This window comes from Williamsia sp., from assembly GCF_016462415.1.
In the GTDB taxonomy this organism is placed as follows: Bacteria; Actinomycetota; Actinomycetes; order Mycobacteriales; family Mycobacteriaceae; genus Williamsia_A.
The window spans coordinates 1-11,633 of sequence record NZ_JAEMTF010000132.1 but is presented as its reverse complement, the minus strand read 5'-3'; the positions used below and the strand labels follow the sequence as shown (position 1 = coordinate 11,633).

12 protein-coding genes are annotated in these 11,633 nt (G+C 68.9%); 3 read left to right on the top strand and 9 right to left on the bottom strand.

The window, feature by feature from the left end; genetic code table 11:
• The 5 genes from JHC79_RS21080 to JHC79_RS21060 form a co-directional block, all read right to left on the bottom strand.
• A partial coding sequence (locus JHC79_RS21080) for a hypothetical protein (RefSeq protein ID WP_296394535.1) occupies window positions 1–815 on the bottom strand: 815 nt, incomplete at its 3' end.
• Window positions 816–848: 33 nt separating this feature from the next.
• Window positions 849–1,715 (bottom strand): class I SAM-dependent methyltransferase, encoded by an 867-nt coding sequence (locus JHC79_RS21075; RefSeq protein WP_296394533.1) that lies wholly within the window; start codon window positions 1,713–1,715, stop codon window positions 849–851.
• A gap of 11 nt (window positions 1,716–1,726) precedes the next feature.
• The gene (locus JHC79_RS21070) at window positions 1,727–2,938 is read right to left on the bottom strand and encodes a class I SAM-dependent methyltransferase (RefSeq protein WP_296394531.1); all 1,212 of its coding nucleotides are present in this window, start codon (window positions 2,936–2,938) and stop codon (window positions 1,727–1,729) included.
• A 33-nt stretch (window positions 2,939–2,971) separates the two neighbouring features.
• Window positions 2,972–3,934 carry a class I SAM-dependent methyltransferase gene (locus JHC79_RS21065; protein WP_296394529.1) on the bottom strand — a complete coding sequence of 321 codons (963 nt, stop codon included), beginning with the start codon at window positions 3,932–3,934 and terminating at the stop codon, window positions 2,972–2,974.
• A gap of 9 nt (window positions 3,935–3,943) precedes the next feature.
• On the bottom strand, window positions 3,944–4,732 hold the full coding sequence (locus JHC79_RS21060; RefSeq protein WP_296394527.1) for an enoyl-CoA hydratase-related protein: 789 nt from the start codon (window positions 4,730–4,732) through the stop codon (window positions 3,944–3,946).
• A 120-nt stretch (window positions 4,733–4,852) separates the two neighbouring features.
• Here JHC79_RS21060 and JHC79_RS21055 point away from each other — a divergent pair, with 120 nt between their 5' ends.
• From JHC79_RS21055 to JHC79_RS21045, 3 genes are read left to right on the top strand one after another with little or no spacing between them, the layout of a single operon-like run.
• Window positions 4,853–5,758: an alpha/beta hydrolase gene (locus JHC79_RS21055; protein ID WP_296394525.1), complete on the top strand. Its 906-nt coding sequence runs from the start codon at window positions 4,853–4,855 to the stop codon at window positions 5,756–5,758.
• Window positions 5,759–5,767: 9 nt separating this feature from the next.
• Window positions 5,768–6,754: a non-homologous end-joining DNA ligase gene (ligD, locus tag JHC79_RS21050; RefSeq protein WP_296394521.1), complete on the top strand. Its 987-nt coding sequence runs from the start codon at window positions 5,768–5,770 to the stop codon at window positions 6,752–6,754.
• Window positions 6,751–8,820: a M13-type metalloendopeptidase gene (locus tag JHC79_RS21045; protein WP_296394520.1), complete on the top strand. Its 2,070-nt coding sequence runs from the start codon at window positions 6,751–6,753 to the stop codon at window positions 8,818–8,820. The genes ligD and JHC79_RS21045 overlap by 4 nt, the downstream gene beginning before the upstream one ends.
• A gap of 16 nt (window positions 8,821–8,836) precedes the next feature.
• On the opposite strand, the gene JHC79_RS21040 is transcribed toward JHC79_RS21045, so the two are convergent.
• The 4 genes from JHC79_RS21040 to JHC79_RS21025 form a co-directional block, all read right to left on the bottom strand.
• The gene (locus tag JHC79_RS21040; RefSeq protein WP_296394518.1) at window positions 8,837–9,661 is read right to left on the bottom strand and encodes an NUDIX domain-containing protein; all 825 of its coding nucleotides are present in this window, start codon (window positions 9,659–9,661) and stop codon (window positions 8,837–8,839) included.
• A complete protein-coding gene (locus tag JHC79_RS21035; RefSeq protein WP_296394516.1) occupies window positions 9,658–10,518 on the bottom strand; it encodes an ABC transporter ATP-binding protein in 861 nt (286 codons plus the stop codon). Before JHC79_RS21035 ends, JHC79_RS21040 begins: the two co-directional genes overlap by 4 nt.
• A 65-nt stretch (window positions 10,519–10,583) precedes the next feature.
• A complete protein-coding gene (locus tag JHC79_RS21030) occupies window positions 10,584–11,027 on the bottom strand; it encodes a cupin domain-containing protein (RefSeq protein ID WP_296394514.1) in 444 nt (147 codons plus the stop codon).
• Between the two features lie 10 nt (window positions 11,028–11,037).
• The coding region (locus tag JHC79_RS21025; protein WP_296394512.1) for an aminoacyl-tRNA hydrolase at window positions 11,038–11,633 on the bottom strand (596 nt) is incomplete at its 5' end.

The following is an 11,633-nucleotide window of genomic DNA, read 5'->3' as shown; positions in this document are numbered from 1 at the left end:
TGGGCGGGATCGATGGCGTTGCCGATGTTGGCCGCGGCCAGGATGATCACACCGATTCCGACGATCGCGAGACTCGCACTCGTGAGGGCCTTGGTGCGTCGGACAGCTCGATCCGACCGAGGTGTCGTCACGAACGACCGTCCGACGACCACGCTGACCACCACCATGACGCAGGCCAGCACAAGAGCCGACGCCGCCAACACTGCGTGGTAGGTGCCGAAGTCGTCGACCATGTGCGCAAGTGCCGGGTGCGGCCCGCTGCCGGCTCGGAGCTGCTGCGTCAGCTGCGCCTGCACCTGCCCCACGGCCGGATCATCGCTCGCCGACGGCACCAGTGAGAGCAGCGACGACAACGGCGCGACCGCACCCTGCACGTTGGCCATCAGCAGCAGTGCGGCGCCGAAGCCACCCGCGGTCGCGGTTGCTCCCGCCACGCCGGCCATGCGTCGACGGCGGGCAGGGATCGTGCTGTCCACACTCGGTCTCCACAGCCGGGCCGCCAACACAGCCAACGCGATCAGCAACAGGCCTGCCAGAGCGGCCTTCGCGACGTGATAGCGCATCCAGTACTGCACCAGGTCGTCCATCCCCGCCGGAAGTGACTGATCGCTCGTGTGCCAGAACGCGACGAATTCGTCCCCGACGGAGCGCGACAACGCCGCACTACCGAAAAAGCCTCCACCGTGCCCGCCGCCTGCCAACCACACCGGCGCGACCACGAAGGCGGCTCCGAGCAGCAGCGCGAGACCGGCGAGCGCCCAGGACCCCCTGACGCGATCACCCGACACCGCTGCACCGTTCGATGAGATCTGCATCGTCACTCCTTGTCCGAACCGATTTGTCTGCGGTCACCGTCGCACAGCACTCACGATTCGGCTGGCGCGAAGTGCCTGCGGGTTGTCGTCCTGCACATCCGTTGTGCCACCGATGTATTCGTCGATCACCTCGGCGGCGGACCGGTCGTCGACCTCACCGAAGCCGAGACCGGCCAGCTTCGCCCTGAGATCGCCCGGTGTGAAATAGCTGAACCAGGGCTCTCCGGCCGCCGCGAGACGATCCGCACGCTCTCGAAGCCGCGACACGTCCTCGTCACCGGTCGGCGGTTGCAGATAGTCGAACACGACCTCGGACGGCCGGGCCCCACCGGCGATGTGGTCGAGCGTCGCATCGACTGCGTCCGAGGTCAGGTAGTACACGACACCGAGCCACACGAAGACCGCCGGATCCGTCCGGCTCATCCCCGCCGACTCCAATTCGGTTGCCAGGAGATCGGTCTCGAAGTCGACCGGCACATAGGTCACCGTCTCGGGGACGTCGATGTCGGCCTCGGCGAGACGGCGGCGCTTCCAGGTCTGAGTCGCGGGATGATCCACTTCGAACACCCGCAGCCCCGCGTGCGGATTCCGGAGCGCGAACGTGTCCATACCCGCACCGAGCACGACGACCTGGCGCACACCGCGCTCCCAGGCCGCCGCGACACGGTCCTCGGCGACACGTGCTCGCGCAGCGAAGAACAGGCGCCGCGGTCGTCGCATCGCCCCACCACCGGGATCATCCCCGGACCGCTCTCCCATCGCGGACAGCTCTTCCGGCGTCACCCCGAGGATGCGAGCCGCGTACGGGTCGGTCAGGATGCGCGGGCGGTCGACCATCTGGTGGTACGCACGGGCGTACGCGGTCGCGAGCGCCGTCCGACTGGGTCCCGACTCGTCCATGCCTCGCGAATCTACGCCCTGATGCCGGCCGGCCCGGCCCGAACCCCCGCCTCGCAGATGAACGCGACACCCCGCCTGCCGATGCGGGTGATGACGACCGCCATCGACTGTGAGCCGCGGAGTTTGAGACGTCCGCGCAGTTTGTCGGGGTCCACCTCGACACCGCGGACGAGGATCTCGAGAACACCGCAGTCCAGCTCGGCCAGGCGACGTTTGAGATGCTTCTCGGAGAACCCGGACCACTCGAGGACCCGCCACCCGCGATCCCCCGCGGGCACGTGATGACCGGTCAGGTAGGCGATCTGGCCGTCGAGCTGCCACAGATCGTGCCGCTTGGCGTAATGCCGGACGAGCCCGGCGCGCACCACCGCACCGTCCGGATCGATGATCCAGGTCCCCGGATCCCCCGGTGCGATCCCATCACCGTCGGCGTCGGTGATCTCGAACCCGGTTCCGTCCGAACGGATCACCGTTGCACGACGGCGATCGGAGAACTCGCGGCCGGTCCACAGACAGGCCTCGCGGACACCGCCGTCGAACGAGGTGATCTGCACCTCGCCGGTGTACCCGTACCGATCCCGCAGCAACTGGTAGTCCAACCCCGGCGCGCTCTTCACCAGCAGCGGTCGGCCGGCGTAGGTCGTCATCAGGTCGAACAGCGACGGCTGCAACTGGTCGAGCCGGAAGGTCCGCGATCCTCCACTGGTGCGACGCGCCGGGTCGGCGATCACCACGTCTGCGGTGCTGGTGGGCGTCAACGCATCCGCGGCGAGCAGGGTCGCGTCGGGAACGTTGTGCGCGGCCATGGCCAACCGCACGCGGTCGATGTCGCTGCCCAGGACGGGGCCGAGGCCGGATTGGGCGGCGAGCTCGGCGAGTTCGGCGCCGATCGAGCACGTCACGTCATGGATCACCGCCCCCGGAAACCTCGCCGCGAGGTCGGCCGCACGGTGAGCGGCGACCGTCCGCGTGGTGGCCTGTTGGACCGCGGTGTCGGTGAGCAACAGGCGCTCCGGGTCTCGGAGCTTGCCCGCCGCCTTTCGACGCGACCGAATCGTGTCGACCAGCGCGGCCTCGCGACCCGGATACCGGGACCGCAGCACGGCGAGGTCGGAGATCAACGTCTCCGGACGCAGCTCCAGCGATTGCGCCGTCACCAACGCCTTCTCACCGAGACGCGAACGCAGATAGGAGACGTCGTCGAGCGCGAAGTCGTAACCCATCTCAGCCGGCCCGGGTCGCGGTACGGACCCGCCTCAGGGCTTGAGCCCGGTGATGACCACGTTGTAGAAGAACTTCGGCGGGACGATCTTGCGGAGCACGTTCTCGTCGAGCCAGGTGAGTCGCTTCCATCCGCCGAACGCGAAACGCGCCCAGCCCCATCCGAGCTTCTCCGGCGGAACCGCCGCCTCGAAGGTGCGGACCGGCCAGCCGAGCATCGCCGCGGCGAATTCCTCGGTGGTCGTCGAGACCGCGACGCTGCCTGCGCGGGTCGCGATCGCCTCGAGCTCGGCGGGATCGAAGGTGTGGATGTCGACAACGGCCTCGAGCGCGGCGGCGCGCGACGACTCGTCGAGTTCGGCCTGCGGACGTCGCCACGCCGACAGCGGTCCGAACTTGGTCACGTTGGTGGTGAGCGCCCAGGTGGCGCGGCTCAGCCAGCGTGCGTAGAAGTCGCCGATGGTCGAGGGCTCACCGGCGAAGATGAACCGGCCGCCCGGCTTGAGTACGCGGAGAACCTCCGACAACGCCTGCTCGACGTCGGGGATGTGGTGCAGGACAGCGTGTCCGACCACCAGGTCGAAGGTGTCGTCCTCGTACGGGATGGTCTCGGCGTCGGCGACACGGCCGTCGACGTCGAGTCCGAGGTTCTTTCCGTTCCGCAGGGCCACCTTCACCATGCCCGGCGAGAGGTCGGTGACCGAGCCACGCTCGGCGACCCCGGACTGCATCAGGTTCAGCAGGAAGAAGCCCGTGCCACAACCGAGTTCGAGTGCGCGTCCGTACGGCAGCGACTCGGTCGCACCCGCGGCGTCGAAGCGACCGCGGGCGTAATCGATGCAGCGCTCGTCGTAGGAGATCGACCACTTCTCGTCGTAGGTCTCTGCTTCCCAGTCGTGGTAGAGCACCTGCGCGAGCTTGGTGTCCTGCAGTGCGGCCTTCACCTCCGCCTCGGTCGCGTGCGGATTGGGAGCGGGATCATGCGGAGATGCGGTCATGGAGTCAGCTCACTTCCCGGTGAATTCGGCCTTGCCGGGCCCGTTTTCGACGAACGACTTCATGCCGATGGCGCGGTCGTCGGTGGCGAACAGCGATGCGAACACATGCGCCTCGATCTTCAGTCCGGTGTCGAGGTCGGTGTCGAGGCCCTCGTCGATGGCGGCTTTCGCCGCGGCCAGCGCAACACTCGCGCCCTTCGTGAACTGCGACGCCCACGTCATCGCCGCGTTGTAGACCTCGTCAGGTGCGACGACCTCATCGACCAGTCCGATCTGCAGCGCCTCGGCAGCGCCGACGAACCGTCCGGTGAAGACCATGTCCTTGGCCCGCGACGGACCGATGAGCCGGGCCAGGCGCTGGGTCCCGCCGCCGCCCGGGATGACGCCGAGCAGGATCTCCGGCACACCGAGCTTTGCGTTGTCGCCGGCGATGCGACGGTCGGCACCGAGCGCGACCTCGAGGCCGCCGCCGAGCGCGTACCCGGTGATGGCCGCGACGGTGGGCTTGGGGATGGCCGCGATCGCGCCGAGACCGGACTGCAACCGACCGGCGACCTTGCTCATCTCCGCGAAGGTCATGTCGTTCATCTCTTTGATGTCGGCGCCCGCGGCCAACACCTTGGGTCCGCCGTAGACGACGACAGCCTTGACGGCGTCGTCCTCGGTGGCCGCGCGAGCGGCGTCGGCCAGCTCGGTCTGCACCTGACGGCTCAGCGCGTTCATCGGCGGCCGGTTCAGCAGAATGGTCCCCACGCCGGGGTACTCGGCGCTGGTCTCCAAGGTCACGAATTCAGGCATGTGGGCAGGCTACCGGGTGTGCGAGCCATTCCACACCGTCGGGGCGCGGCGCCGACGGGAGTCCGTGGGAATGCCCCGAACCCTCCTCGGACACGCCCGTCGCCGGAATAGTCTCCGATGGTGCCGACCAACGCCGTTCATCCGGACCTGCGTCGCATTCACCGCGTCCTGCCCACCAACCCGGTCAGCGCGCGCACGGTGCCGCTCCTGCGTGCGGCGACGAAGCTCGTGGCCCTACGGGCGGTGAAGGGTGTCGAGACGATCGCGGTCTCGGCGCACGCCACGGTCCGCGTCCATCGCCCGCCGGCCTCGACGGCATCGGTGGACGACACCGCAGGCGCCGCGCTGCTGTGGATCCACGGCGGCGGTTACGTCATCGGCAGCGCGGTGCAGGACGACCTCATCTGCGCCCGGTTCGCGAGCGAGCTCGGCATCACGGTGGCCGCGGTCGACTACCGCCTCGCACCCGAGAACCCGTTTCCCGCGCCTCTCGACGACTGTCTCGCCGCCCTGTCCTGGTTGGCCGCGCAGCCGACGGTGAACGCGGACGCGATCGCCGTCGGCGGTGCGAGCGCCGGGGGTGGTCTGGCGGCCGCGCTCATCGCACGGGCCCACGACATCGGCGACATCCGACCGGCGTTCGGGCTGCTGGTCTACCCGATGCTCGACGACCGCACCACCTCCCCCGAGACGTCCGCCGTCCGCAACCACCGGCTGTGGAGTGGGCGCAGCAACGTCTATGGCTGGTCGTCCTACCTCGGCGACACCGACCCCGTCAGCGCGGTACCCGCCCGCCGGGCCGACCTCACCGGCCTGCCACCGACATGGATCGGCGTCGGCGACCACGACCTCTTCCACGACGAGGACCTCGTGTACGCGCAGCGGCTGCGAGATGCGGGCGTCGCGTGCGAGACAAACGTCGTCCCGGGCGCCTTCCACGGATTCGACGCGCTCGCGCCCCGCGCGGCGGTCTCCCGCGAGTTCTTCGCCGCCCAGTGTGCCGCGCTCCGGGCCGCATTCCCTTAGGGTCGATAAATGGCATCGGAATCCGCCGGAGCGCCGGTCGAGCTGTCGGTCGGCGATCGCACGGTTCGGATCTCCAGTCCCGACCGCGTCTACTTCCCCACCCGCGGCGAGACCAAGCTCGACCTCGTCAACTACTACCTCGCGGTCGGTGACGGCATCGTCCGGGCCCTGCGCGATCGCCCCTGCATGCTGCACCGCTACCCCAAGGGAGTGACGGGTGCGAAGGTCCACCAGAAGCGCATCCCCAGCGGCGCACCGGACTGGCTGGAGACCGTCGAGATCTACTTCCCTCGATACGGCAGGACCGCCGACGAGGTGTGTGTGACCGAGCTGGGCAGCGTCATCTGGGCGGTACAGATGTCTACCGTCGAGTTCCATCCGTGGAACTCCCGGCGGTTCGACACCGAGAAGCCCGACGAGTGGCGCATCGATCTCGACCCGATGCCGGACTGCCCGTTCGACAGGGTCCGGCGCACCGCCCACATCGCCCACGAGGTGCTCGACGAGCTCGGCATCCGTGGCTACCCCAAGACCTCCGGCGGGTCCGGGCTGCACGTCTATGTCCGCATCGAGCCGGAGTGGTCGTTCACCGATGTCCGACGGGCTGCGCTGGCGTTCGCGCGGGAGGTCGAGCGCCGCAACCCCGACGAGATCACCACCACCTGGTGGCGCAAGGACCGTGATCCGACGGCGGTGTTCGTCGACTACAACCAGAACACCCGCGACCACACCATCGCCAGTGCGTACTCGGTCCGCGGGAACGCCGACGCCACCGTGTCCACACCGATCGAGTGGAGCGAGATCGACGAGGTCGACCCGCGGGAGTTCACGATCGCGACCGTCCCGGATCGCTTCGCGCGCCTCGGCGATCTCCACGCCGACATCGACGACACGGCTTTCCGTCTCGACACGCTCCTGGAGTGGGCGGATCGAGACGGACTCGAGACAGACACCGACACATCCACCGACGACACGACCGGAGACGACACGCAGTGACCACTCAGCGCAGTGCCCGCACCGACGAGCAGACCGGATTGATCGGACGCCGTACGTTTCTCGCCTCCCTGGGGGCGCTGGCGACCATCGGGGTCGTGGCCGCATGCGGCGACAGTTCCACGCCCGCGAAGAAGGTGACGCCGGACCTGTCCGGGCTCGACGCGGCTGTCACCCCGCAGAACGATCTGTTCCGCCACGTGAACGGCAGTTGGCTCCGCAGCTATCAGATCCCGGCCGACAAGGCGAGCTTCTCCACGTTCGACGAACTCAACGACGAGGCCCAGAAGTACCTCAAGGCCATCATCGAGGGCATCGATTCCTCCGCGTCGGGTTCCGACGCCAAGATCCGCGATCTCTATGCGAGCTATCTCGACACCACGGCGATCGAGAAGGCCGGTCTGACACCGGTGACCCCGATCCTCACCGCGATCACGCAGGCGCCCACCAAGGACGACCTGACCCGGGGACTGGCCGAGCTGTCGACCGCCGGCAGCACCGGCATCGTCGACTTCTACGTGGCCCCGGACCAACAGAACGCCACCCGTTACGTCGCCAACGTCGTGCAGTCCGGGATCGGTCTGCCCGACGAGTCCTACTACCGCGAGGACAGCTACGCCGAGATCCGCACCAAGTACGTGGCGTTCCTCGCCACCCTGGCCCGTCTCGGGGGTCTCCCCGACCCCGAGGGTGTCGCGACCCGGGTGATGGCCATCGAGACCGCCGTCGCGAAGGGGCACCTCACCAACGTCGAGAGCCGCGACGCCAAGGCCACCTACAACCCACGCACCTGGGCCCAGTTCGCCGCCGAATCACCGGGGATGAACTGGGAGGCATGGCGTGCGGGCATCGGTGCGACGACCGAGCAGCTCGCGCGGGTGGTGGTCACCGGACCGAAGGCGAACGCGACCGCCGCCAGGGTCTGGGCCGACACCCCCATCGACGACCTGCGCGACTACATGCGCATCTCGGTGTTGCGCTCGTATGCGCAGTACCTCCCGAAGGCGTTCGCCGATGCACGGTTCGACTTCTTCTCCAAGACGCTCAACGGTGTCGAGGCACAACCCGAACGCTGGAAGCGCGGCGTCTCGCTCGTCGACACCCTGCTCGGCGAGGCCCTGGGCAAGAAGTATGTGGCCGAGCACTTCTCGGGTGAGGCGAAGACCCAGGCGCGGGCGCTGGTGGGCAACCTGCTCGAGGCGTACCGGCGCAGCTTCACCACGATCGACTTCTTCAGCGACGCCACCCGCAAGGAGGCGTTCGACAAACTCGGCAAGATCAACGTCAAGATCGGCTACCCCGACAAGTGGCGGGACTACTCGGGCGTCGCCATCGTGCGCGACGACGTCATCGCGAACTACCGCTCGGGCTACCGATTCGAGTCGAAGCGTCAGGTCGCCAAGCTGGGCACGGCGGTCAACAAGGACGACTGGCAGATGACGCCGCAGACCGTGAACGCCTACTACGACCCGACGTTCAACGAGATCGTCTTCCCCGCGGCGATCCTGCAGTCCCCGTTCTTCGACCCGAACGCGGAGACCCAGGTGAACTACGGCGGCATCGGCGCGGTCATCGGACACGAGATCGGCCACGGCTTCGACGACCAGGGATCGCAGTACGACGGCGACGGCAACTTGCGGGACTGGTGGACCCCGGCCGACCGGGCCGCCTTCACCAAGAAGTCCGATGCGCTCATCGCCCAGTACAACTCGCTGGTGCCCGGGGGACTCAAGCCCGACCAACATGTCGACGGCGCGCTGACCGTGGGCGAGAACCTCGCCGATCTCGGTGGGTTGTCGATCGCGTTGTCGGCGGCGAAGATCGCGGCCGAGAAGGACGGCACGAAGAACCTGGACCTGACCGATCTGTTCCTGTCCTGGGCCCGGATCTGGCGGAGCAAGGACCGCCCCGCGGCATTGGCCGAGCAGTTGGCCACAGACCCGCACTCACCCGGCGAGTTCCGCTGCAACCAGGTGGTTCGCAACCTGCCCGACTTCTACTCGACCTTCCGGGTCGCCACGACCGACAAGCTGTATCTGCCGGAGGCGCAACGGGTTCGGATCTGGTAGGACCGCGCCGCGAACATCACTCGCGGTTGTAGCGTTCCACGCCGTCGAACTCGATGCGCACGTTCGTACCGTCGGAGATGATGGTCGGCTGGATCATCGTGATCTCGCGGGGTGCGGCCAGCGCCTCGGCGACGGTGTCGAACCGTCGGAGTTCCTGCAGCTGCGCCCACGTCGGCGGCAGCAGGAACACCCGACCCGCCTCCCACTCGGCGAGGATGTCGTCAACGCGGTGCCAGGTCGCCGACGCGGCCTCGGTCGTCCGGTCGTCGGCCTCCTGCCCGCCCGGGAGCGCGGCGAGGAAGAACCGTGTGTCGTAGCGACGGCGCTCACCCAACGGCGTGATCCAGTGCGCCAGAGGAACGATCAGGTCAGAGCGCAGGACCAGATCGTTCTCACGGAGGAAACCGGCCAGCGATATCGTCTTGTCCACCAGCTGCGCACGCGCCGGGTGATACGGCGTCGCGTCGTCCAGGACGGAGTCGGGGGTCCGGCCCGCGAGCAGGACACCGCACTCCTCGAAGGTCTCCCGGACCGCGGCGCACACCAGCGCCTGGGCGGTGGCCTCGTCGGCGCCGAAGCGGTCGGCCCACCAGCCGGGGTCGGGACCTGTCCAGGCGACGTCGGCCTCGGCGTCGCGAGCATCCACCCCGCCGCCGGGGAACACCGTCATGCCGCCGGCGAAGGCCATCTCCTGCACCCGCTGGATCAGGAACACCTCGATCCCGCCCGGTGTCGAATCGGTGTCGCCGACGTCGCGGATGACCACGACCGTCGCGGCGTCGCGGACGGGTACGGACTCGGGATCGTCGACCGGGACGAAGCCCGGGCCCGGACCGGTCATGCCCGGGCCCGTCGATGTCCGCCTGCGCGGCGTGCGCGGCGGGCGAAGTAGCGGCCGTCGAGCCGGTCGAGCGAAATGTTCTGGCTGAACGCCGCGGTCAGGTTCTCCGCGGTCAACACGTCCTCGAGCAGCCCCTGGGCGACCACCCCACCCTCTTTGAGCAGCAGCGCGTGGGTGAACCCCTCGGGGATCTCCTCGACGTGGTGGGTGATCAGCACCGTCGCGGGGGCGTCGGGATCGGCGGCGAGCACCCCGAGCCGGGCCACGAGCTCCTCCCGTCCACCGAGGTCGAGGCCGGCCGCGGGCTCGTCCAGCAGCAGCAGCTCGGGATCGGTCATCAGGGCCCGGGAGATCAACACACGCTTGCGCTCGCCCTCCGACAACGTCCCGAACCGGCGATCGGCGAGGTGCTCGGCACCCATGGATTCGAGGGTTTCCACCGCCTGCGCGCGGTCGACCTCCTCGTAGTCCTCGCGCCAGCGACCCAGCACCGAGTAGCCCGCCGAGATCACGAGATCGGTGACGAGCTCGTGGTCGGGGATCCGCTCGGCCAACATCGACGACGTCACGCCGATGCGGGTCGAGAGGTCTCGGATGTCGGTGTGACCGAGGCGCTCACCGAGCAGGACCGCGGAGCCCGAGCTCGGGTGGGTCTCGGCGGCCGCCATCCGCATCAGCGAGGTCTTGCCCGCCCCGTTGGGGCCGATGACGACCCATCGCTCGTCGAGTTCCACCTGCCACGTGATCGGGCCGACCAGGGTCGAACCGTCACGGACCAGGGTCACGTCGGTGAAGTCGATCAGCAGATCGAGGTCCGGGGCGGGAAGGTCCGTCGGTGATACGTCGCTGTCGGGCACTCCCCCATCGTGCCGCACGTCGGGGTCGTGGCGGTGGTCCGACTCTCCCCGGGTGCCCGTCGGTCTCAGACGAGGCGGAAGTCGGCGAAGTCGAAGCCGGGGACCACGATGCAGCTGACCAACGACGCCGCGTCGTCGAGCGAGCGTGCCCGCTGCCACTCGTGGCCCGGTACGACGTGCTGCGGACGGTGGCCTGCGGCGATGTCGGGGCCGAGCACGATGGTGGTCTCCGCGCCGGGCGCGTCGTCGGTGCCACCGAGGATCAGCTCCACGGGGGCACCGCGGTGGTGCAGCCAGATCTCCGCACCGCGCACGGTGTGCCACGCCGATTCCACGCCTGCGGGCAGCAGGAACAGGATGGCGGTCCCCGCCGCACGCTCGCCCGGATAGTCCTCGGGGAGAACGCTCGTCGGGAGGGTGATGTCGCTGCGCCACGTCTCCGTGAACCACCCACCCTCGGGATGCGGTTGCAGATCCAGATCCTGCGCCCAGTCGGGTAGTTCACTCATGGGTGCGAGCCTAGTGGGCGGTCGCGATGCGCTCGGCGATCACCGTGACCGAGCCCGGGGCCACCTCGGTGAAGCCGGCGTCGCGAACGGCGGCCACCGAATCCGGGCCCCGGCGCAGCAGATCCGACCACCTCGCCTCGGTCGCGGCGGCGACCTGCAACGGGCATCCGTCACGCCACCAGCGCTGCGCGTCGGCGGTGTCGAACAGCCCGGCCGCGAGCATCGACGCGTGGCCCACCTGCGCGGCCAGCTTGCCGACGGTCATGTCCAGAGTGGGGTTGATCCAGAGGATCAGTTCGCCGGGCGGCAGGGAATCGGCCGCGAGGTCGCCGTCGACGTCGGTGCCGCCGATCTGGAGCCGGGCGATTCGTTTGTCCAGGTCGCCGACGGGCCCGGGCACGATCGCCCGCGCCTGTGCGTCCCCGGTGTCGACGGTGAGTCCCCCGACTTCCTGGGCCGCGGCCCAGTGTGCGCCGCGGGCACGACGGCTGATCTTGCGGATCCGGGCGTCGCACCAGGTCGCGACTCCGTCGTGCCAGGGCCCGGGCGCCGGGTGGGCCGTGTCTGGGTCGGGGGTGTCGGATTCTGGGGTGCCGGGTTCTGGGG

Excerpts from the sequence above, each read along its gene's own strand:
- JHC79_RS21030 (WP_296394514.1), bottom strand. The coding sequence starts at position 11,027 with ATGAGTGAACTACCCGACTGGGCGCAGGATCTGGATCTGCAACCGCAT.
- JHC79_RS21065 (WP_296394529.1), bottom strand. The coding sequence starts at position 3,934 with ATGACCGCATCTCCGCATGATCCCGCTCCCAATCCGCACGCGACCGAG.
- JHC79_RS21040 (WP_296394518.1), bottom strand. The coding sequence starts at position 9,661 with ATGACCGGTCCGGGCCCGGGCTTCGTCCCGGTCGACGATCCCGAGTCC.
- JHC79_RS21075 (WP_296394533.1), bottom strand. The coding sequence starts at position 1,715 with ATGGACGAGTCGGGACCCAGTCGGACGGCGCTCGCGACCGCGTACGCC.
- JHC79_RS21060 (WP_296394527.1), bottom strand. The coding sequence starts at position 4,732 with ATGCCTGAATTCGTGACCTTGGAGACCAGCGCCGAGTACCCCGGCGTG.
- ligD (WP_296394521.1), top strand. The coding sequence starts at position 5,768 with ATGGCATCGGAATCCGCCGGAGCGCCGGTCGAGCTGTCGGTCGGCGAT.
- JHC79_RS21070 (WP_296394531.1), bottom strand. The coding sequence starts at position 2,938 with ATGGGTTACGACTTCGCGCTCGACGACGTCTCCTATCTGCGTTCGCGT.